The 20,631-nt window shown below is 45.4% G+C and carries 21 protein-coding genes, 1 tRNA gene and 3 pseudogenes; 6 read left to right on the top strand and 19 right to left on the bottom strand.

The annotated features are described in order from the left end of the window. Window positions 1-17: 17 nt before the first annotated feature. Window positions 18-512 (bottom strand): single-stranded DNA-binding protein, encoded by a 495-nt coding sequence (ssb, locus tag JCM10914_RS09845; RefSeq protein ID WP_023960205.1) that lies wholly within the window; start codon window positions 510-512, stop codon window positions 18-20. A gap of 46 nt (window positions 513-558) precedes the next feature. After that, entirely contained in the window at window positions 559-843 is a 285-nt protein-coding gene (gene rpsF / locus JCM10914_RS09840) for a 30S ribosomal protein S6 (protein ID WP_023960203.1), read from the bottom strand. A 239-nt stretch (window positions 844-1,082) separates the two neighbouring features. Here rpsF and JCM10914_RS09835 point away from each other — a divergent pair, with 239 nt between their 5' ends. Next, window positions 1,083-1,277: a YjzC family protein gene (locus tag JCM10914_RS09835; RefSeq protein WP_023960201.1), complete on the top strand. Its 195-nt coding sequence runs from the start codon at window positions 1,083-1,085 to the stop codon at window positions 1,275-1,277. Window positions 1,278-1,661: 384 nt separating this feature from the next. Here JCM10914_RS09835 and JCM10914_RS09830 read toward each other — a convergent pair. The 4 genes from JCM10914_RS09830 to JCM10914_RS09815 form a co-directional block, all read right to left on the bottom strand. Then, window positions 1,662-1,752 (bottom strand) — tRNA-Ser (locus JCM10914_RS09830). A gap of 91 nt (window positions 1,753-1,843) precedes the next feature. Continuing rightward, on the bottom strand, window positions 1,844-2,065 hold the full coding sequence (locus JCM10914_RS09825) for a DUF951 domain-containing protein (RefSeq protein WP_023960199.1): 222 nt from the start codon (window positions 2,063-2,065) through the stop codon (window positions 1,844-1,846). Between the two features lie 73 nt (window positions 2,066-2,138). Beyond that, a complete protein-coding gene (locus JCM10914_RS09820) occupies window positions 2,139-3,029 on the bottom strand; it encodes a mechanosensitive ion channel family protein (RefSeq protein ID WP_023960197.1) in 891 nt (296 codons plus the stop codon). A 15-nt stretch (window positions 3,030-3,044) separates the two neighbouring features. Then, entirely contained in the window at window positions 3,045-3,287 is a 243-nt protein-coding gene (locus JCM10914_RS09815) for a DUF3343 domain-containing protein (protein ID WP_036717646.1), read from the bottom strand. A 185-nt stretch (window positions 3,288-3,472) separates the two neighbouring features. On the opposite strand from JCM10914_RS09815, the gene yyaC reads away from it, so the two are divergent. Beyond that, the gene (yyaC, locus tag JCM10914_RS09810) at window positions 3,473-4,078 is read left to right on the top strand and encodes a spore protease YyaC (RefSeq protein ID WP_023960193.1); all 606 of its coding nucleotides are present in this window, start codon (window positions 3,473-3,475) and stop codon (window positions 4,076-4,078) included. On the opposite strand, the gene JCM10914_RS09805 is transcribed toward yyaC, so the two are convergent. The 12 genes and pseudogenes from JCM10914_RS09805 to rpmH all read right to left on the bottom strand — a co-directional run bounded on the left by JCM10914_RS09805 (window position 4,053) and on the right by rpmH (window position 15,886). Then, a complete protein-coding gene (locus JCM10914_RS09805; protein ID WP_023960191.1) occupies window positions 4,053-4,553 on the bottom strand; it encodes a DUF4446 family protein in 501 nt (166 codons plus the stop codon). The two genes, yyaC and JCM10914_RS09805, sit on opposite strands and share 26 nt — an antisense overlap. A 39-nt stretch (window positions 4,554-4,592) precedes the next feature. Next, window positions 4,593-5,740: pseudogene (locus JCM10914_RS09800) on the bottom strand (aminotransferase class V-fold PLP-dependent enzyme). 190 nt (window positions 5,741-5,930) lie between these two features. Beyond that, window positions 5,931-6,770: a ParB/RepB/Spo0J family partition protein gene (locus JCM10914_RS09795; RefSeq protein ID WP_023960185.1), complete on the bottom strand. Its 840-nt coding sequence runs from the start codon at window positions 6,768-6,770 to the stop codon at window positions 5,931-5,933. Beyond that, the gene (locus JCM10914_RS09790; protein ID WP_023960183.1) at window positions 6,763-7,524 is read right to left on the bottom strand and encodes a ParA family protein; all 762 of its coding nucleotides are present in this window, start codon (window positions 7,522-7,524) and stop codon (window positions 6,763-6,765) included. The genes JCM10914_RS09795 and JCM10914_RS09790 overlap by 8 nt, the downstream gene beginning before the upstream one ends. Window positions 7,525-7,808: 284 nt before the next feature. After that, window positions 7,809-8,627, bottom strand: coding sequence for a nucleoid occlusion protein (gene noc / locus JCM10914_RS09785; RefSeq protein WP_023960181.1), 819 nt, complete (start codon window positions 8,625-8,627; stop codon window positions 7,809-7,811). Window positions 8,628-9,272: 645 nt separating this feature from the next. Further along, window positions 9,273-9,995: a 16S rRNA (guanine(527)-N(7))-methyltransferase RsmG gene (gene rsmG, locus JCM10914_RS09780; RefSeq protein ID WP_023960179.1), complete on the bottom strand. Its 723-nt coding sequence runs from the start codon at window positions 9,993-9,995 to the stop codon at window positions 9,273-9,275. 3 nt (window positions 9,996-9,998) lie between these two features. Beyond that, a complete protein-coding gene (gene mnmG / locus JCM10914_RS09775; RefSeq protein WP_023960177.1) occupies window positions 9,999-11,885 on the bottom strand; it encodes a tRNA uridine-5-carboxymethylaminomethyl(34) synthesis enzyme MnmG in 1,887 nt (628 codons plus the stop codon). Between the two features lie 48 nt (window positions 11,886-11,933). Continuing rightward, entirely contained in the window at window positions 11,934-13,310 is a 1,377-nt protein-coding gene (mnmE, locus tag JCM10914_RS09770; protein ID WP_023960175.1) for a tRNA uridine-5-carboxymethylaminomethyl(34) synthesis GTPase MnmE, read from the bottom strand. Between the two features lie 117 nt (window positions 13,311-13,427). After that, window positions 13,428-14,210, bottom strand: coding sequence for an RNA-binding cell elongation regulator Jag/EloR (gene jag, locus JCM10914_RS09765; RefSeq protein ID WP_023960173.1), 783 nt, complete (start codon window positions 14,208-14,210; stop codon window positions 13,428-13,430). Then, window positions 14,207-15,093: pseudogene (locus JCM10914_RS09760) on the bottom strand (YidC/Oxa1 family membrane protein insertase). The gene jag and the pseudogene JCM10914_RS09760 overlap by 4 nt, the downstream one beginning before the upstream one ends. 77 nt (window positions 15,094-15,170) lie before the next feature. Continuing rightward, complete coding sequence (gene rnpA, locus JCM10914_RS09755) at window positions 15,171-15,521, bottom strand: ribonuclease P protein component (RefSeq protein ID WP_036717643.1); 351 nt, start codon at window positions 15,519-15,521, stop codon at window positions 15,171-15,173. A 230-nt stretch (window positions 15,522-15,751) separates the two neighbouring features. Beyond that, entirely contained in the window at window positions 15,752-15,886 is a 135-nt protein-coding gene (rpmH, locus tag JCM10914_RS09750; RefSeq protein ID WP_006207379.1) for a 50S ribosomal protein L34, read from the bottom strand. A gap of 460 nt (window positions 15,887-16,346) precedes the next feature. On the opposite strand from rpmH, the gene JCM10914_RS09745 reads away from it, so the two are divergent. After that, window positions 16,347-17,027, top strand: a complete 681-nt coding sequence (locus JCM10914_RS09745) for a GntR family transcriptional regulator (RefSeq protein WP_023960167.1) — start codon at window positions 16,347-16,349, stop codon at window positions 17,025-17,027. Window positions 17,028-17,034: 7 nt separating this feature from the next. Further along, a pseudogene (gene gntK, locus JCM10914_RS09740) lies at window positions 17,035-18,581 on the top strand (gluconokinase). A gap of 235 nt (window positions 18,582-18,816) precedes the next feature. Here gntK and JCM10914_RS28830 read toward each other — a convergent pair. Continuing rightward, on the bottom strand, window positions 18,817-19,047 hold the full coding sequence (locus JCM10914_RS28830; RefSeq protein ID WP_023960163.1) for a hypothetical protein: 231 nt from the start codon (window positions 19,045-19,047) through the stop codon (window positions 18,817-18,819). Window positions 19,048-19,437: 390 nt separating this feature from the next. Here JCM10914_RS28830 and JCM10914_RS09730 point away from each other — a divergent pair, with 390 nt between their 5' ends. Together JCM10914_RS09730 and JCM10914_RS09725 are read left to right on the top strand one after the other, a co-directional pair. Continuing rightward, complete coding sequence (locus JCM10914_RS09730) at window positions 19,438-19,758, top strand: cation diffusion facilitator family transporter (RefSeq protein ID WP_023960161.1); 321 nt, start codon at window positions 19,438-19,440, stop codon at window positions 19,756-19,758. A 165-nt stretch (window positions 19,759-19,923) separates the two neighbouring features. Then, window positions 19,924-20,448 carry a hypothetical protein gene (locus JCM10914_RS09725; RefSeq protein ID WP_036717590.1) on the top strand — a complete coding sequence of 175 codons (525 nt, stop codon included), beginning with the start codon at window positions 19,924-19,926 and terminating at the stop codon, window positions 20,446-20,448. The last annotated feature ends 183 nt before the right edge of the window (window positions 20,449-20,631 follow it).

Genomic DNA, 20,631 nt, shown 5'->3' with positions numbered 1-20,631 from the left:
TGTCAGTCCTTTCCGTATTAAAATGGCAAATCATCATCCGAGATATCGATCGGTTTTCCTTCATCGGAAAAAGGATCCTGATTGTTGTTGTTACGCGAGTAATTATTGTTACTGCGGCTTCCGCTATTGTTACTGCTATTGTTTCCGCCACTATAAGATGATTCCTCACGATTTCCGCCGCCACCGCTTTCACGGTTTGACTCCAAGAAGCGAACATTATCAGCAATAACTTCGGTAACGTAGACGCGTTTACCTTCGTTATTCTCATAGTTCCGCACTTGAATGCGCCCTTCCACAGCAGTCAGACGACCTTTACGCAAATAGTTGGCACAAGTCTCCGCAAGCTGTCTCCAGGTCACGACCGGAATAAAATCCGCTTCGCGCTCCCCGCCTTGTCCAGTAAATGGACGATCAACAGCAAGTGTAAATTGCGTAACAGCAACACCTGAAGGAGTATAGCGCAGCTCGGGATCCTTAGTCAGTCGGCCAATCAAAATGACACGGTTCAACAATCCAATCCCCTCCTTAGAACGAAATCAATTACTAAGTTTACTCGTATTAAGCAACGTCGTTTGTAATGAGATAACGAATTACTTCGTCAGAAATCTTCATGAGACGCTCAAGTTCAGCTACAACTTCAGGTGTTGCGTTGAAGTTAACCAGAACGTATACGCCATCACGGAATTTCTTGATCTCATACGCAAGACGGCGTTTACCCATTACGTCATGCTTCGTAATTTCTCCGCCGTTGGAGATGATGCCTTGGAATTTATCGACTGTAGCTTGAACAGCTTCTTGTTCAATGTCAGGACGAATAATGTACATCACTTCATATTTGCGCATTTCTTTCACCTCCTTATGGACTTCGGCCCTCAATCACGGTTGAGAGCAAGGAGCGAGCCTAACTCGCACCATAATAATATACCAGAACGGATGATCGGATGCAAGTTGTTTCGCTACAGCACACAAGCTTCTCTTTCCCTTTATTACCGTCTCTTTCTCATCTTCCCTGCAATGATTTACACGCTGTTCGTGCATGATAATACATGCAGTCCATACTTCATCACGAGGAGGAATTCAAGATGGGAGAACAGACCGAATTTCGTGGAGGAGACAAAGCTCCAAACAATGGAATTTATATGGAAGTTGGTGTGAGAGACCATATTATGGGCATTGAAAATCCGAAGCAAATCCAAATGAATAAAGGCGACACCTTTCCTAATACCCAAAATGATGATCGCGTCTGGTTAAACAAACGACGGGTACAGCCGAAATAATCTGTTCATCATTCATTATTGGATTTATATACCAATCCCTAGAATGAATAGGGATTGGTATTCTAACACACATTATAATCAGGCGGTGCATGAGAGAGGTGTGGTTCCGTTGAACGTTTCATCAGAACAACGCATAGGTTTCCTAAGATTCTCACGTTATGCAAGCTGAGGAGATAAGCCACAAGCTTGACCGACTGGACAAGTGAACAGCCTGTTGAACCAGGTTCGCGAATGTGTTGAAGATTTACGATTCCATTTCACAAGCGCCGCCTACAAGAAAAAGGGTCCGTAAGGGCCCTTTTTCATTATGAACGGAATACATAATCAAAAAGATCCCAACTTGTAGGCAAGTGGGATCTTTGCATTTAATCTTATGGATACTAATGGCGGAAAGGGTGGGATTCGAACCCACGCACGCCTTGCGACGCCTAGCTGATTTCGAGTCAGCCCCCTTGGGCCTCTTGGGTACCTTTCCACAGCAAGATTGATTATATCATGGGAATAGCAACCAGTCAATAGCTTGGCCATTGATTCATTTAGACAGGTTGAGGGAGGAGTAGATCCTTTTAAAGATTCTCCCCAGCCCCTTCACCTTCTTGCGTTGAACGAAGCACTTTCTTCATGTTTTTCTCGAATTTGATCCTTGGGATTAACACACTGTGCTGACATTTGGTGCATTTAATCCGAATATCCATCCCCATGCGAATGATCTCCATCTCATTATTCCCACAGGGATGAGGTTTCTTCATCTGAACGATATCACCTAATTGAAATACCTTCCGTTCCATGGTTACCGCTCCCCCGCTCCTCTAAACTATCATTAATTCATTATATAGCACGGTCCATGAATTACAATCCACTTCAACCTTGAGCGCGCTCTTGTTCAACCTCTTGTTCCTCAGTTGCTTGTTTAATATCTGTAAAAATTTGGCGCTCTACATCCTCTCTTGCGTTCGGATTACACTCTGCCACGATACGTACTACATATTCCGAAGTACTTAAGGACTGAATACCAAGAACATCCGGCGTGCTCCTGATCTCAGGTCGACGCTCCATAATCCCATTCATAGCCGTTTGAATTAATGCTACCGTGTCCTTCAACTGCTGGTCATTCTTCACCGGCAAATCTACGATGGCCAGTGAATTCGAGAGAGAGTAGTTGGTCACGCTCGCGATAATACCATTGGGTATGATGTAGATTTCCCCGTTCAGCCCCCGCACTCTCGTTGTACGAAGTCCGATAACCTCTACCGTCCCACGATATTCTCCGCTCTTAATGACGTCACCTACCGCAAACTGATCCTCAAAAATAATGAAGAAGCCCGTAATAACATCTTTGACCAAGCTCTGTGCTCCGAAACCGATCGCGAGACCAAGCACACCTGCACCCGCAAGTAGTGGGCCAAGTTTGAAATCGAATTCCGAAAGGATGATGAGAATCATCACGAAGTTACATACAAATGAAGTTACGTTTTTCAACAATTCACCTACCGTCACGAAACGGCGGGAATTGACTTGAATACGACTTTTCTCTTGTCTTAACAGGAACTGGTCTATCATCCTATAAACTACGCGAATAACAATTCGAGTCAGAAGAAATATAACGATAATGCGGAGTCCTGAGCTTAGTACATTCATCCACATCTCCTCATTGGTTAGCCACTTCCATACTGCGTCTTTCATACTACCGACCTCCTTGACAACATTATCCAGATCTTGGTCACCTTCCGCTAAGAAGCCCGTCCCCCTCATGCTATGCTCCTCCTGTTACTCCTCGATGTTTATATACGTGTTGTTGACATCAAGCACAAAGATCCCCCGGATCTCCACACGCTCTTGTTCTATAATCTCTTGAACTTCTTTTAACACATCAGCCGGGAATTGAATCGATAATGCACACCCTGCTGTAATCTCTTTCGGCGTTGGAAACAGATCGATCTCAATCTCCCCGTATTCCAGCAGCATCTCCGCCCGCAGCGCCTGCTGGGTAGAATCAAATGCTATCAGCATAGCCCCTTCCACGAAGCATTCCCTCCATATGTATCTTCCTTTTGTAAATCTACTTCTCTCATTCCCTCTAACTCTCTTGCATCGACCCGATCAACTACCGTGTATACAAATCGTATTCATCAAGTATAAAAACCCGTATTCATCCATATACTGATACTACCAAATGCAGACGAAAGGAAGATTCTATGAACCGTCTATCTAATTTCACTTCCCGTCCCGAGCCTTCCAGCTTAAAAATACCACATACCGATCCGAATATCCATTCTGCTATTATACATCGTTTGCTATTTCACCTGTCTGACGCCACGACACAGCATCGTCCACTGGTGATCGTCTGCATCGGCACAGATCGTTCAACAGGAGATTGCTTAGGTCCGCTCGTTGGAACTTCGCTGGCAAGGTACAACAGCTCCCTCTTCCATCTGTATGGAACGTTGGACGAGCCGGTTCATGCCATGAATCTGAAAGACACCTTGAATATCATCAACGAGAAATTCGAGAATCCTTTTGTCATCGGCATTGATGCTTGTCTTGGCCAATCCACTAGTGTTGGATCTATTCAGGTGGCTGACGGTCCCCTTAAACCAGGAGCCGGCGTACATAAAGAATTACCGCCGGTCGGCGATATCCATGTTACGGGCATCGTCAATGTCGGCGGCTTTATGGAATACTTCGTATTACAGAACACCCGTTTAAGTCTCGTAATGCGACTGTCTGATATCATTGCAACCTGTATCTTTTCCGGAATTAAGGAATGGAATCGCTCTACCCTTTTTGCAGCGCAAGAGTAACGGCTTCTTTCTCCTCCGGAGATAAAGGATAGATGGACTGCCCGTCTTTCAGTGGTTTAGCGTAAACATATGAGCTCTCCCGGTTATGCAAACCGGTCAGGACAAGCCCTTCCTCTTGTTCACTCAGAATAGCCAGGGAGAAACTCATATCATTCCCCCGTTCCCCGAATGCATTATAACGAATGATGCCTACTTTGGATTTCATTCCCTTCATATTACGAGATATGGAATCCAGCATTTTGGCATGGTTACCTTGGCCCTCTTCGATTTCATCCATCTGGACTTTCAGTTGTACGAGTAATGTTTCTAGATCCTCCACTCCACTACCTGCCATCATGGCATCGTAACGGCGTCTCATCTTACGTAATTTAGCTCCTTGAACAGCTGCCGTTATCCATAAGATCAAGATCATGATGACCATCAAGATGACAAACCAATGAAGCTGCTCCATGATCAATTCATTTAATTCAGCCATGCGCTATTCCTTCCTCTTCTCTATCTTGATCTGTATCCATTAGCTATAGATCTCCTTCATCGCTGTGAGCATAACACTTATATCCTCTTGTGTGGTCGTCACCCCTACACTTACTCTAACCGCACCTGTCTGCTCTGTATCAGATGCCATATGCGCTAAAGGAGTACAATGATATCCTGCTCTTACTGCAATGCCATATTCACGATCCAAGCGAAAAGCCAGCTCCGACGAGCTATACTGGCCAGACACGAAAGATACAATACCCGTTCTTGGCTTGCCTAGACCTGGACCCAATAATCGCAGATCATCGTTTTGCATCAGTCCTTCCATCAGCAGCTGTGTAAGTTCCCATTCGTGCTGATAGATCATCTTCGGCGTCCATTCCTGAACCTTCAGGATACCAGCAACAACCCGGCATGGCCCACAGTATTTGGCGTCCCTGCTTCATATCGATCCGGTCGTACTGTCGGCATTTCAATCGCTTCCGATTGACTTCCTGTACCGCCATGTAGAATTGGCTCCAGCTCAATCGTAGGTGAAATATAGAGCCCACCCGTTCCCTGTGGTCCTAACAGCCCCTTATGACCTGGAAATGCCAGCATATCGATAGAGAGGTCCTCCACGTTTATATCAAGCGTCCCTGCACTCTGTGCTGCATCTACTAGCATAACAGCCCCTTTGCCTCTTACCATTTCTCCTATTTCACGCAAAGGAAGAATAGAACCCAAGAGATTCGAACTATGACTGCACACGAGCATCCTTGTATTTGAACGAAACATCTTGTTAATTTGTTGTAGATCCGGTTGTCCCTCTTCATCAACCTGTACATAATCAACGTGTATACCTCGAGTACGCCTTAAATACTCTAGCGGCCTTCGAACAGAATTATGTTCGATCATCGTCGCAATGACGTGATCCCCTTCACTCAAGTATCCTTTCAGCGCCATGTTTAGCGCTTCCGTTGTATTGGAAGTCAACACAATATCATTCGGATTTTTCACCCCGAACAATTCAGCGAGCACTCTACGCGTTCCATACAGAATCCGTGCCGCTTTAACCGCCATATGATGACTGCCTCGACCTGGATTAGCAGACGCATGCAGCAAAGCTTGCTCCATCGCCGCTAACACTTCAGGTGGTTTGGGCCACGAGGTGGCTGCATGGTCCAAATAAATGATTGGTTTCATCAAGTTTCCCTTTCCCTTTCCCCTTCACCATTTCCAACTAAACCCCACATTAACATCGCTCATTGTTGCATTTATGCATCATTTAGGTAAAGAAAGACATATCTTGTTCCAACAATGGAACATCGACATGTCTTTGGTTGTTAGGAATCACGGAAATTCACTGTTACTATTCATGCAACCAACTACTGACTTATTGCAACAACTCTAACAAACGCTCCAAATCCTGTTTGCTGTAATAGTTAAGTTCAATTTTCCCTTTGTCTTTGTTATGCTTTATTTTAACGGTCGTTTTGAAACGTTCTCTTAGATCCTCTTCCAAGTGATCAATATAAGGATCTCTTTTCTTTAATTTCGCCTTCGCTTTATCGGCAGGCTTGCGATCCAGGTTCTTAACCGCTTCCTCCAGCTCTCGCACACTCCACTCTTGTTCAATGCACTGTTTGGCAAGCTGTTTCACAAGTAACGGATCTTTAATTCCCACGATCGCTCTAGCGTGCCCCATTGATAATGTTCCACGTGAAACATTATCCTTCACTTCTTCAGGCAATGACAACAACCGCAAAAAATTCGCGATATGAGATCTGGACTTGCCAACCTTAAGCGACAATTCTTCTTGTGTTAAGGAAAATTGTTCCATTAGTCCCTGGTAGGCCACTGCAATTTCCATTGCATTCAAATTCTCACGCTGCAGGTTTTCAATAAGTGCAATTTCCATGACCTGCTGATCACTGAAAGATCGAACTACAGCTGGGACCGTAGCTTTACCACAATACTGAGACGCTCTAAATCTGCGTTCCCCAGCAATGATCTCATATCCTTTTAGCACGCTGCGTACGATGATCGGTTGAATAACGCCATGTTGACGAATCGACTCCGCTAATTCCTGAATCGCCTCATCATTAAAGGTTTTACGCGGCTGGTAAGGATTCGCTCGCAGTTGACTCAGCGGAATTTCAACAACTTTATCATCATCATTAATAGACAAAGAAGGAATAAGCGCATCCAGCCCTTTTCCTAAACGTTTACTCATATGAGATCACTTCCTTTGCCAGTTCCAGATATACTTCGGCACCCTTTGAACGTGGATCATACGTGATGATGGATTGTCCATGAGAAGGTGCCTCACTCAAACGAATATTCCTTGGAATGATCGTCTTATATACTTTCTCTTGAAAATACTTCTTCACTTCTTCAATCACTTGGATTCCCAGATTTGTCCGTGCATCCAACATCGTTAACAGCACTCCCTCAATTTTCAAGGAGGTATTGAGATGTTTTTGCACAAGGCGTACGGTATTCAGGAGCTGACTCAAACCTTCCAGCGCATAGTATTCACACTGAATCGGAATAATGACCGAATCGGCAGCGGTCAATGAATTGATCGTTAATATGCCGAGCGATGGCGGGCAATCAATTAGAATGTAATCATACTGAGGTTTCACCAGTTGAAGCGACTTCTTCAATCGGACTTCGCGGGAAATCGTCGGCACGAGTTCTATCTCTGCACCAGCCAACTGAATGGTTGCAGGAATAATATCCAACCCTTCAATGTTGGTCCCGCAGATCGCATCCTTAGGATGTACTTCATTAATAATAATATCGTATATACAATTGGCAACATCTGCTTTGTTAATGCCAACCCCGCTGGTCGTGTTGCCTTGAGGGTCTATATCTACCAAAAGCACCCGTTTGCCTATTGAAGCCAATCCTGCTCCCAGGTTGACGGAAGTCGTTGTTTTACCGACACCGCCCTTTTGATTAGCTATGGCTATTATCTTTGACACTCATTTCACCTCAATGTAGGAAGACTCTTCTAAGTAGTCGCAATAGATGATATGCAATATTGAACTGCATATGTATTTTGTGAATATTCCAGCAGTATGTTAATAGCGCCAGATTATTCGCCGATTGAAATGAGTTAGTAATAAATTCAAGTTCCTCATCTTATAAAAAGAGCGCTCACAACAGGACACTCGAAGCCGTTCCATACATGCTGTGTGTTGTGTCTCTTTTCTCATTCCTGAATCAACAGAAAAAGCGGCAGTTCACGTACCGCTTCAAATCGTACTTAGCGTTTAGGTATTTTGATGACAATCTCATAATGATCTTCATGATCATTTTCCGTTGTCTTGATCGCCATCCCGGACCCGGTAACCATATCAATGGATTGTCGAATCGTATTCAAGGCCAGCCGAACATCCTTCGTATAGGACACACGCTTGGCTTTCTTCATCGTTGTTACTTCTTTATAAAAGGCGATTCTCGCTTCTGTCTGCTTGACGTTTAATTCCTTCGTAATAATCTCATCAAGAACCTTAAGCTGCGTTTCTTCATTGTCTAAAGACAATAACGCTCTAGCATGACGCTCCGTGACTTTCCGTTCCATTAGAGCTGTTTTCACTGTCCCCGGTAATTGCAGCAATCGAATCTTATTCGCAATGGTAGATTGGCTTTTGCCGAGTCTCTGGGCTAGACTTTCTTGGGTCAGTTGATGTAAATCAATTAACTTCTGATAGGCCACAGCCTCTTCGATCGAAGTAAGTCCCTCTCGCTGCAAATTCTCAATGAGAGCAATCGATGCTGCCTGTGAATCATTGAACTCCCGAACAATGGCCGGAATCGTGTCCAGACCCAGTTTCTTAACTGCGCGCCAGCGACGTTCACCTGCAATGATCTCATACGTGCCATTGCGAATCCGGACAACAATAGGTTGAATAACTCCATGCGTCTTAATCGTTTGGAGCAATTCGTCAATTTTGTCATCATCAAAAATCGTCCGTGGCTGGTATGGGCTGCTGACAACCTCGTTTACCGGGATATGTTTTACTTCATCCCCTTGGTTCCGCTCTGCCGCTAAGCCAAACAACTTCGAAAATTGTTCTTTCATTCCGTATATTACCACCTAATTTCATGATAGCAGGGGTGAATCCCGATACCCTGGTTAAACCGGTATATTCGGTAGACTGATAACAAGGGCGCCAAGTATCCAGCAACTAATTTATGGACGCCGTACGATGGGTATGGCGTTCTATCATATTCGTTGAAGGAACCAAAGAACCCATTTGTAGACCAGACACACTCCTGCATAAGCTGGTTTCATGCTTATATCCTCTGCATCAAGCCGTTTGTACCTTCTATATACCGCATATTATTGGTTATTGATCCAACATTCTGCCGTACGTTACAAGTACGCTCCGTTTCTGCTTCGACATTCTCCAAGCAGTCATTAACCTATTAAGTTGTAGAAGAAATGACTGATTTGTTGCCAATGATGAAATAGCACCCACCGTATTATCTCGTAAAATAGACACGGTTTAGTTCATTCCCTCAATCATAATAATCTACGATTCTATTCTACCACTTTTTGTCCTATAACTCTATTCTCCAATTTCACCTTTTTTCCTGCAACTCTCGTATGGTTTATCGAACCATGATCTGAGGAATATGTCGAGTGATCTATTGTTTCACGTGAAACAATGAAATTCATCTTCAATAAAAAAAAGAGAAACTCATGGAGTTTCTCTGCTCTAGTTTACATGATAGGCGTCTTAGCAGCCGTACCTGCTTTGCGAGGATATTTGGAAGGAGTTGGACCGGTTTTATCGATCACGACAATGTGTCGATCTGACTCCTCTACGGGAAGGGAGAATGAATGGATCTTATTCAACTTTCCTCTAAACTCTTTCAAGCTTCGAGAAGCTTCTTTCACCTCTTCTGCTGGGTCGCTTCCCTTCATCGCGGCAAATTGTCCTCCCACTTTCGTGAAAGGCAGACAGAATTCGTTGAGAACTGCCATTCTCGCGACCGCTCTTGCCGTCACGAGATCAAAGCCATCTCGATATCCGTGCTTACGTGCAACTTCCTCTGCTCGGCCGTGCATCAATTCAACGGAATCCAAACCAAGCGTATCCACAACATGCTTCAGGAACGTAATTCGTTTATTCAGTGAATCTATAATCGTCAGCTTAATATGCGGAAAACATATTTTGAGCGGAATTCCCGGGAATCCAGCACCTGATCCGATGTCGGCCAATTTTCCGACGCTCATCATATCAACGAAGAACGCAAGCGAGATCGAATCATAGAAATGCTTCGTATAAACTTGCTCCCGCTCCGTGATTCCGGTCAAGTTCATTTTCTCGTTCCATTCGACGAGGGCCTTGTAGTAATTCTCAAATTGATGAAGCTGCTGCTCATTGATGCTTATATGGTGTGCTTGGAGCCGTTCAACAAAAGCCTTCTGAATATCGTCCATGCCCTATCCTTTCGCTGCCGTTACCCGGTTATAATGCTCCAGGTAAACAAGAAGTATCGAAATATCTGCCGGTGTTACCCCCGCAATTCGTGACGCCTGACCAATGGAAATTGGGCGAATCTTATCCAACTTCTGTCGTGCTTCCATCGCTAATCCGTTAATGGAACCATATTCGATATTATCTGGAATGCGTTTCTTTTCCATCTTCTGTAGTCGCTCTACATGTCCGAGTTGCTTCTCGATATAGCCTGCGTATTTAATCTGAATCTCGACCTGTTCCTTCATTTCCTCATCCAACTCATAAGGAGACGGAGATAACGATTCAATTATCGCAAATGTAATCTCTGGACGACGCAGAATCGTTAGTAGATTGCTTCCATCCTGAATAGGAGCAGAACTAGCTGCCTCAAGAGCTGGGTTCACGTCGACCGGCTTCACCTTCGCTTGACGAAGACGCTCAATCTCCTGCTCCACCGTTTCTTTCTTATGAAGGAACTTAGCATACCGCTCTTCAGATATTAATCCAATGTCATGCCCGATCTCCGTCAGACGCAGATCCGCATTATCATGGCGAAGCAACAGGCGGTATTCCGCACGCGAGGTAAGCAAGCGATACGGTTCGTTTGTACCTTTGGTTACCAAATCATCGATAAGAACTCCGATGTAGCCTTGCGAACGATCCAGAATGACCGGCTCCTTGTCCTGCACTTTACGTGCAGCATTGATGCCTGCCATAATCCCTTGACCTGCCGCCTCCTCATAACCGGATGTTCCATTAATCTGTCCTGCGGTAAACAACCCAGGCAGCTTCTTCGTCTCAAGTGATGGCCAGAGCTGTGTCGGAACCATCGCATCATATTCAATCGCATAGCCGTTACGCATCATCTCTACCTTCTCCATTCCCGGAATGGAACGAAGTACAGCTAGCTGCACGTCCTCAGGCAGACTGGTAGACAAACCCTGTACATAATATTCCTTTGTGTTCTTGCCTTCCGGCTCGAGGAAAATCTGATGCTTCGGTTTATCTGCAAAGCGGACGATTTTATCTTCAATCGATGGGCAATAACGTGGACCTGTCCCTTCGATCACCCCTGAAAACATCGGAGCGCGGTGAAGATTGTCGCTAATGATCTGATGCGTATCCACAGAAGTATATGTGAGCCAGCACGGTAGCTGCTCGTTATCCGACGATGTCGTTTCATATGAAAAAAATTTCGGCTTCTCGTCACCAGGCTGTATCTCCGTTTTAGAGAAATCAATCGTATCTTTATGCACACGCGGCGGTGTCCCCGTCTTAAAGCGCACTAGGTCAAAGCCAAGCTCGCGCAGATTATGTGCCAGTTTAACCGAAGGCTGTTGATTGTTCGGGCCACTCTCGTACATCAGTTCGCCCATAATGACTTTGCCGCGCAGATAGGTTCCTGTCGTCAAGACCACGGCCTTGGCACGATATTCGGTGCCTGTCTGAGTGACAATCCCCACGCACGCCCCGTCCTCAACGATTAATTGATCCACCATGCCCTGACGAAGCGTCAGCTTCTCTTCCTTCTCCATCGTTTCTTTCATCGTATGCTGATAGGAGAATTTGTCCGCCTGAGCTCGTAATGCGTGCACAGCGGGCCCCTTACCTGTATTCAGCATCCGCATTTGAATGAAGGTTCGGTCAATGTTGCGCCCCATCTCACCGCCAAGCGCGTCAATTTCACGCACGACATGCCCTTTAGCCGGGCCGCCGATTGATGGGTTACACGGCATAAACGCAACCATATCCAAGTTGATGGTAACCATCAACGTTTCGGCACCCATGCGTGCCGATGCAAGTGCAGCTTCACATCCAGCATGACCCGCACCGACAACAATGACGTCATAAGCGCCTCCCATATAAGCCATATCTATCCCTCCTGTTTCATTCATGATATATATAACCAATCTTCCGACTTACTTGCCCAAACAAAATTGCGAGAATATCTGATCGATCAATGAGTCGCCCACCGCTTCGCCTAGGATCTCCCCCAGCTGCTCCCAGGCCATTCGAACATCGATCTGAATCATATCGATCGGGATGAACTGTTCCGCCGCTTCATAAGCATCCTGGAGTGACTGTTTCGATTTCTTAAGCAGCGCAATATGGCGAACATTACTGACGTAGGTCAGATCCCCGCCTTCAATCTTCCCGCTGAAAAACAGATTCGAGATCGCTTCCTCCAATCGGTCGATGCCTTCTTCAGCTTTGACCGACATCGGTACAATCAGATCATCCGGATAATACCGACGAAGAATATCCATATCGAGAGCAGACGGTAAGTCCATTTTATTCATAATCACGATACATTGTCTACCGCGTATTTGTTCCATCAATTCCAGTTCGTCCTGATGCAGTGGCTCGCTCGCATTCAGCACGAGCAGAATCAGATCGGCTTCACTTACGGCTGTCTTGGATCGCTCTACCCCGATCTGTTCCACCACATCCATCGTCTCCCGAATACCAGCGGTATCCAGCAGCTTCAGCGGAATGTTATTGATCGTCACGAACTCTTCGATCACGTCGCGTGTCGTCCCAGGAATATCGGTCACAATCGCCCGATTATCTTGAGCCAATGTATTAAGCAGCGAGGATTTGCCTACGTTGGGACGACCGATAATAGCCGTTGTAATCCCCTCACGCAAAATTTTCCCTTCCTGGGCCGTCTTGAGCAGCTTATCGATTTCATTCATGACAAGCAGACTCTTCTCTTTAATGAACTCCGAGGTGAGAGATTCTACATCATGCTCAGGATAATCGATATTCACTTCGATGTGAGCCAACGTCTCGACCAAGGTATGACGCAATTCATTGATTTTACGAGACAGATTGCCCTCTACTTGCTTCAGAGCGACGGAGAAGGCCCGGTCAGACTTCGAACGAATCAGGTCAATCACAGCCTCGGCCTGAGATAAATCGATGCGTCCATTCAAAAATGCCCGCTTCGTGAACTCGCCAGGCTCCGCCAGACGAATGTCCAGTTGGAGCAGCAGATCCATCACTCGCTTAACCGAGATAACCCCACCGTGTGCGCTGATTTCTACAACATCCTCTGTCGTGAACGACCTAGGAGCTCGCATGACCGTTACCAGCACCTCTTCCACGTGCTCACCTGACTTGAGATCGATAATATGTCCATAATGGACGGTATGCGATGCTACTTCCGTTAATCTATTTTTGCTCTTAAAGATTCGCTCCACCTCTGACACCGAATCTGGTCCGCTAACACGAATAATCGCTATGCCACCCTCGCCTACAGCCGTCGAGATAGCAGCAATTGTATCACTAAACATCGTTTCCATTCACCTCTTTCAGTTAGGCACCACTACATCTATAGCTCTCTTTAAAAAACAATGACTCCCTCTTGGAACTTAAGGAGTCATTGTTCATATATAATCTTCAACTCAAGGTTAGGATGATTTCGTTGTAATCACGACCCGACGGTTCGGCTCATCGCCTTTGCTATACGTCTTCACGCCTCCATGGGATTGCAGACGTGCATGGATAACCTTCCGCTCGGCCGCCGGCATCGGCTCTAACACGATTTCTTTACGGGATTTCAGCACACGTCCTGCTAGTCGATCAGCGAGATCTTCCAGCGTCTTCTTGCGCCGTGCACGGAAATTCTCTGCATCCAGCACGATCCGCAAGTAGTGATCCGAATATCGATTGGCGACAATATTCGCTAAATACTGCAATGCATCCAGCGTCTGTCCTCTCCGACCAATCATGAGTCCAAGCCCTGCCCCAGATATCTGCAGGGTCGTATAGTCCTTGCCCTTCTCAACATCGATCGAGATATCAAGTCCCATTGCCTGACCGGTATCTTTGAGGAACAAAATCGCCTCATGGTAAGGATCCTTGCTGTCATCGTTAGCCGAGCCTGCCTGGTGTTCTGTTCGAACAACAGGCTCGGCTACAGCGACGGAGCTTTGTGATATCTTAACCTCGGGAGTACGCGTGGATGCTTGCCGGTGGATTGGAACCTCTGCTCCGGATGATTCGCCGCTGGCGCGGTCAGGCAGGAGCGTTAGTTCAACTTTCGCTTCCTTGACCCCAAACAGGCCCAGGAATCCTCTTGATGGCTGACTCAATACTTGAATCGATACTCGGTCCTTGCTTACGCCCCATTGGGCTAGACCTTGTGCGACAGCGTCTTCAATGGTTTTTCCTGTTGCGACGATTTTACTCATCTCGACTTTTTGGCTCCCTTCGAACCTTTTTTCCCTTTACCACTCTTGCCACCCTTGTTTCCGCTCTTATTGCTCTTCTGACTATTTTGATTTGCGCTGGCTACACTCGCCACGACAGCTGCCTTGTCATTGTTGCGGTACAAGAAGTAGTTCTGCACGATCGTGTACAAGTTACTGTAGAACCAGTACAAAGGAAGTGCGGATGGGAACTGGAAGGACATCACAAAAATCAGAATCGGATAAACAAACAACATGAACTGCATCATCCCCATCTGCGGAGACGGGTTCATCTTCATCATCATCTTGGTTTGCAAATAAGTAGTTATGGCAGCTAGCACCGGTAGTATGAACAGCTTGTCCGGTTGACCTAACTGCAGCCACAAGAATTCGTGCTCACGCAGGAGCCCGTTATAATAAATAGAGTGATAGAGTGCGATAAATATCGGCATCTGTACGATGAGCGGCAAACATCCCGCCATCGGATTAACCTTATTCTCTTGGAAGAGCTTCATCGTCTCCATTTGAACTTTTTCAGGTTGATCTTTATATTTGTCGCGGATTTTTTGGATTTCAGGCTGGATCGCCTGCATTGCCTTCGAACTTCTGACCTGCTTCAATGTCAGCGGCAAGATCAAGGTACGGACGATAATCACCATCACCAGTACAGATAATCCATATTCGCCGTTAAACCAATTAGCAAACGTATCAAGCGCGAGCGTAAAATAATAAACTACATTGCTCTGCCAAAAGCCTCCATTTTTCAGGTCGTCAATCGTTTTCATCTGTCTTCGCCAGGAGCACAACCTGATAAAACGGCCACTGCAAGTATCATCACAGCGGTGAGGAGGAACCATTTTCCTCGTCTTGTCTTCATTTGCGACACTTCATAACCCCTCTCTTCGCCATTGCCATTCCACGGTAAATCATAACATATTTATATGGACAAATAAACACAAGCATTTAGCCTCTCTTCGCTTTCAAGAGTGCAGATTTACGCAGTACATGCAGCACGCTTTTTTCCAGCTCCTGATAGGATTTTCCCAGGGCTCCTTTACGTACGATAAAGATCAAATCCATATGCGGAATTATGTCATGCTGATGCTGCCTGACAATTTCCTTCACCAGACGTCTCATCCGGTTGCGGACCACTGCATTTCCGATCTTCTTGCTGCAAGACACACCAACGCGGAACTGCTCCACCTCTCTCTTACGCGACCAATACACGACAAATTGATGATTGGCGAAGGACTTCCCGTGTCGATATACGCGACTGAAATCAGTGCGGTTCCGTAAACGAAGTTTTCTATGCACAAGTCTCTCCCTGCCTGCCGTTATCATGTTTCATACTACCTCATGCGCCCCGGCAACTCTTCCTATTATAATAGTATAGTCATGCCAAAACACAGATAAACCTCAATAAACTTTACTTAAGTATCAGGTTTATAGACACCTTACCGTTCCCATATCCAAAGGAATTCCCCCAGCAAGGCACCATGATATTACGAAAAAAAGACCACCTCGGTGGTCTTCGTGGCACAATATTAAGCGCTCAGCACTTTTCTTCCTTTTTGACGGCGGTTAGCCAAGACTTTGCGTCCGTTCTTCGTGCTCATTCTTTTACGGAAGCCATGAACCTTTTTGCGCTTGCTCACATTCGGTTTGAAAGTTGGTCTCATGATTTAATGCACCCCCTTAACAGGATTCTCGCAAAACTTATTTTATGATCATAACTCTATCGACGCACTTTCACGGAAGAATAGACCGCGATTTGTTGAACCGACGCCTATCGACGTATCTCATGCAAACAGACCGCTTGTGTTAAGCGGATAATGTTCCTCATCTTCACAGAAAATGCCTTTATATATTTAATCACGTACACGCTCAAAAGTCAAACGTAAACTTAAAGCTGATCGCACCATAAAGTTTTCCACAGCTGAGTGAACCGCAACATGTTGGGTTTGATTTATCCACATGGGGATAACCTGATAAAAGTAACCTATCTTTTTCTACCCACACCCAAAGATATTCATTCATGTCTTTCGTCATATTTACAGCACCTCTATTAAAGCGTAGTATATGATCATACCTAAGTTGTATACAAGTATACAGCAATCGCATTTGGACTGGAGATGAATCATGAAGAATCCCGAAACCTGGCTGCGTGGCACCTCTCTTGGCGAAGGGATCGCCCATGAACTAAGGCTGCAAATCATTAGCGGCGTCATCCCCATTGGTGACACGCTCTCGGAGAATCGCATTGCAAGTGAATTCGGCATCAGCCGCTCTCCCGTGCGAGAAGCGCTGAGGACTCTTGCAAGCGAAGGATTGATCGAGCTGGAGCGCATGGGGGCAAGAGTTATCGGTCTCTCCTTAAAGGAAGTGGAAGAATTGTATGATGTCCGCTACCTAATAGAAAGCTTTGTTCAACAACATGTATTTGCTCAAGATCAAAGCGAGCTCATTACGAACTTGAGACAAACCGTGGAGCGCATGGAGCTGGCTTATAAACATCATGATCCGGTTGAATTCGCACATCAGGACCTGATATTCCACGAATCGATCATAACGGAGGCGAATCATCGCCGTATTCTTCATTTATGGAGAAGCATTCGGCCAATCGTCAGTACCGTCATGCTCATTACTACGAAACAGATATTTCTTGGAGGAGTAACTGCAGTCCAACATGTGATGGAGAAACATCTACAGTTCATACAGGAGATGGAGTCGTATGATGCGTCGCGGATCCTGAGTGCAACAGAGCATTATTTTAATGACTCCCGTCAAACACTTTATTTAAGCTTTGGAAAGAAGGTGTGACTTTTTAATGAATCCATTGAATTATATGATTGGTGTCGACATTGGAACGACGAGTACCAAGGCCGTTCTTTTTACGGAACAAGGAGAGATTGTGGCTAAGGCCGGTGGCGAATACCCGCTCCTTACCCCTACTCCGCTGACGGCCGAACAAGATCCAGAGCAAATCTTTCAGACCGTCATTGCCTCTGTACAGGCTATCATGACCGATAGTCGCGTAGATCCGGATCACGTGATGTTCGTATCCTTCAGTGCAGCGATGCATAGCGTCATCGCCGTTGATGCACAAGGACTTCCCTTAACTCGCTGCATGACATGGGCAGATAACCGCAGCAAGACATGGTCGGCCAAATTAAAGAATGAACTCGGCGGCATGGAGCTGTATCACAGAACCGGAACACCGATTCATCCCATGTCCCCTGTTACCAAATTGATGTGGCTCCGCCATGAGCAGCCGGCCATATTTAATCGAACCGCTAAATTTATTTCTATTAAGGAATATGTTTATTTCAAGCTGTTCGGTGAATATGTCGTAGATCACTCGATCGCATCCAGTACTGGCATGATGAACCTGGAGACCTTGACATGGGATCCGCAGGCGCTCGAATTCGCTGGAATTACAGATGAGTCTCTATCTGCAATTGCACCAACCACACATTTGATGAAGGGGCTGAAAAGCGAATATGCCGCAGCGATGGGTCTCTCCAAAACAACGCCGTTCGTACTTGGCGCAGCTGACGGCGTTCTGTCGAACCTTGGCGTGAATGCCATTTCACCGGGCGTCGTTGCCGCAACGATCGGAACCAGCGGCGCGATCCGAACGGTTGTGGACAAGCCGATGACCGATCCGAAAGGACGTATTTTCTGTTATGCACTAACGGAGAAACACTGGGTTATCGGTGGTGCCGTCAACAATGGCGGCATGATTTTCCGCTGGGTACGGGACGAATTTGCCGCCTCCGAGATCGAAACCGCCAAGCGACTTGGCATCAATCCATATGAAGTATTAACGAAGATTGCGGAGCGTGTTTCTCCAGGTGCGAACGGCTTGATTTTCCATCCGTATCTGACTGGAGAACGCGCACCATTATGGGATCCAAATGCTCGCGGCTCGTTCTTCGGGTTGACTCTGAATCACCGTAAAGAGCATATGATCCGTTCGGTACTAGAGGGTGTTATCTTTAATATGTATACCGTACTGCTTGCGATGGAAGAACAGATGGGTCGCCCAACCAAGATTCATGCAACCGGTGGATTTGCCCGTTCTCCCATCTGGCGGCAGATGATGGCGGATATTTTTGATCAGGAAGTAATCGTACCGGAGAGCCATGAAAGCTCATGCCTCGCGCCGCCGTACTGGGTCTATATGCTACAGGAAGAGCCGAATCGCTGGAGGTCGTATCCAACATGGTGGGAGGAACCCATGTCCATCATCCCGTCAAGGAGAACGCGGATATTTACAAAGCGCTGCTCCCGATCTATATTCGCGTTTCGCGGAAGATGGAGGAAGATTACGAGGCGATTGCCGAGTTCCAACAACGATTCGAACAGCAATAGATGAATAATATGATTGATAATAAAAAGAATCCCGTATTGATGGTGGGTCCATCGATACGGGATTTTGCTCTTAGAGCGTTAAATGGCGTGCGCTAAAAATAACCACAGTGACAGCCCCATACTGGCCACTCCACCCACTTTGCACATAAAGAAATAGAAATCGTTAGGCTCGGGATTCTCGACCATCCATTTGGATGGAGAGATATGAAACAAAAAACGCTGGAAAAGCTCGTACTTAAATCCGCACCAGGCAAAAAGGAATGAAGCGAGCGAATATAGAGAAGCTAGAAAATACCAGCTCCCCTTTCTCATCATATGCCGTCACGTCATCTTTTTGCCATTGATACTTCTTGCCGTCAGGATAAATTACTTCATATGAAGTAATTCTCTCATCGTTTTGTCGAACCTGATAATTCTCTGCTCCAATCTGAACGATCTTCTCCCCGCCATTGGTATGAACAAACATAACCTCATTGGAGCTATTCGTGCTCCAATATTCAATCGTCCATTCTCAGCTCTGCCGTATTCCGTGTATTTATAATGGTTAAGATAGAAATGTTGGCCCGTATAAAATCTCGTTGCCCATGGTGCAATGAACACCATCACGAACCCTCCCCTAATGAGCACAACCCCGTTTTTCCAGTTCATTTTGCGATTCTTCACCCCCATGTACACTTCCCGGATAACCCAAGAGCAGCTAGCAACCCGATTAGGTGTTAGTTATCAAGCGTAAGCAAGTGGGAAAATGGACAGTCCTTAGTAATGCAATGAAGGCCGTAGCCGTAGATAATCGTTCGGATGCTTTGGTTAGTATCGGGGCGTTTATCGGGATAGTAGGCTCTCAGTTCGGATTGCCATGGTTGATCCATTGACAGCCTTTTTAATGGGATTGATTATCTGTAAAACGGCTTGGAACATCTTTAGAGATTCCTCCCACGCTTTGACAGATGGCTTTGATGAAAAAAAGCTTGAAGAAATCAAAGCAACCATTTCTCAAATTACGGGAGTAAAGTGTATTAAGGATATTAAAGGAAGGGTCCATGGCAACAAGGTATTTATAGATGTCGTTATTGGTGTAGATCCAGCCCTTAACGTTGTGGAAAGCCATAGGATTACTGAAATCGTTGAGGAAAAGATCGTATCGCCAATAGTCATATTCATAATTGAACCAGAATGATTGAAGCAAAAGTAAAGAGTTTAAGTAGAGAGTGGAGCAAAGGGAAGCCAATCGATAAAGCAGCTTCTCTTTTTTGTTTTTTACTTTTTCAAAGTCTAAGTATTAAGGTTGTGAAAGATAGGAAATAAATAGGTATTCCTTAATTGAAAGAATAGGGTGGATGTAATGAAACTGTGCTATGAAATACCTAAGTATTCGGCAAGTGTCAAAAAAATTTCGGTTATGGATCACGAAAATAAGCTATGGGGCGTCATGCAAAGATATAATCCAAATAAGCTACTGGAGTCTTGTAGACATATTTCACCGAACTTTGTTTTAAATGTGCTGGGGCATAGTCAAATTTCGAGGGATGTCTATGAGGTGAAGCTTCAAAACCAATTTAAAGCATTTGTCACTACGGCTTCGTGGACGATTTATAAAAATGATGAAGCAATTGGTACGATTAAAGAAAAAGCGATAGGTCGGGCATTAGTAATAGATGTTGAAGGAGAATCCATACAGGCGATTTCAAAGCTAAGCCATTTACGAGAGGTTAATTTTCATACGGGTCACGAAGAGTTAGCAAAGAGCAGGAGGAACTTAAGCTTTGTTCAGCCAACTTTAGAGATAAGTATATACATAGAAAAGCTTTCCATTGATCCCTTTCTTTTTGCTCTTTTTAGCTTTATTCACAATAACCAAAGTAAATAAAAAGGAGGTAAGGAGCATCTATATCACCTTACCTCTTGATTATTCTCATCTAACTTTTGAATTTTCTAGATCCCTTACTATGGCCCTTTAGCGATTAACCTAGTTATCGATGAAATTGGTGAAATCACTCCTCTTTTATTCAATCTGAAATTTTGGCCCTAGGAAGTGAACAAATCCGGCTTT

This window comes from Paenibacillus sp. JCM 10914, from assembly GCF_001315105.1.
In the GTDB taxonomy this organism is placed as follows: Bacteria; Bacillota; Bacilli; order Paenibacillales; family Paenibacillaceae; genus Paenibacillus_AQ.
This window is presented reverse-complemented; position numbering and strand designations above follow the sequence as displayed.

Excerpts from the sequence above, each read along its gene's own strand:
- rpsF (WP_023960203.1), bottom strand. The coding sequence starts at position 843 with ATGCGCAAATATGAAGTGATGTACATTATTCGTCCTGACATTGAACAA.
- JCM10914_RS09835 (WP_023960201.1), top strand. The coding sequence starts at position 1,083 with ATGGGAGAACAGACCGAATTTCGTGGAGGAGACAAAGCTCCAAACAAT.
- JCM10914_RS09825 (WP_023960199.1), bottom strand. The coding sequence starts at position 2,065 with ATGGAACGGAAGGTATTTCAATTAGGTGATATCGTTCAGATGAAGAAA.
- JCM10914_RS09820 (WP_023960197.1), bottom strand. The coding sequence starts at position 3,029 with ATGAGGGGGACGGGCTTCTTAGCGGAAGGTGACCAAGATCTGGATAAT.
- JCM10914_RS09815 (WP_036717646.1), bottom strand. The coding sequence starts at position 3,287 with ATGCTGATAGCATTTGATTCTACCCAGCAGGCGCTGCGGGCGGAGATG.
- yyaC (WP_023960193.1), top strand. The coding sequence starts at position 3,473 with ATGAACCGTCTATCTAATTTCACTTCCCGTCCCGAGCCTTCCAGCTTA.
- JCM10914_RS09805 (WP_023960191.1), bottom strand. The coding sequence starts at position 4,553 with ATGGCTGAATTAAATGAATTGATCATGGAGCAGCTTCATTGGTTTGTC.
- JCM10914_RS09795 (WP_023960185.1), bottom strand. The coding sequence starts at position 6,770 with ATGAGTAAACGTTTAGGAAAAGGGCTGGATGCGCTTATTCCTTCTTTG.
- noc (WP_023960181.1), bottom strand. The coding sequence starts at position 8,627 with ATGAAAGAACAATTTTCGAAGTTGTTTGGCTTAGCGGCAGAGCGGAAC.
- rsmG (WP_023960179.1), bottom strand. The coding sequence starts at position 9,995 with ATGGACGATATTCAGAAGGCTTTTGTTGAACGGCTCCAAGCACACCAT.
- mnmG (WP_023960177.1), bottom strand. The coding sequence starts at position 11,885 with ATGGCTTATATGGGAGGCGCTTATGACGTCATTGTTGTCGGTGCGGGT.
- mnmE (WP_023960175.1), bottom strand. The coding sequence starts at position 13,310 with ATGTTTAGTGATACAATTGCTGCTATCTCGACGGCTGTAGGCGAGGGT.
- jag (WP_023960173.1), bottom strand. The coding sequence starts at position 14,210 with ATGAGTAAAATCGTCGCAACAGGAAAAACCATTGAAGACGCTGTCGCA.
- rpmH (WP_006207379.1), bottom strand. The coding sequence starts at position 15,886 with ATGAGACCAACTTTCAAACCGAATGTGAGCAAGCGCAAAAAGGTTCAT.
- JCM10914_RS09745 (WP_023960167.1), top strand. The coding sequence starts at position 16,347 with ATGAAGAATCCCGAAACCTGGCTGCGTGGCACCTCTCTTGGCGAAGGG.
- JCM10914_RS28830 (WP_023960163.1), bottom strand. The coding sequence starts at position 19,047 with ATGTTTGTTCATACCAATGGCGGGGAGAAGATCGTTCAGATTGGAGCA.
- JCM10914_RS09730 (WP_023960161.1), top strand. The coding sequence starts at position 19,438 with ATGGTTGATCCATTGACAGCCTTTTTAATGGGATTGATTATCTGTAAA.
- JCM10914_RS09725 (WP_036717590.1), top strand. The coding sequence starts at position 19,924 with ATGAAACTGTGCTATGAAATACCTAAGTATTCGGCAAGTGTCAAAAAA.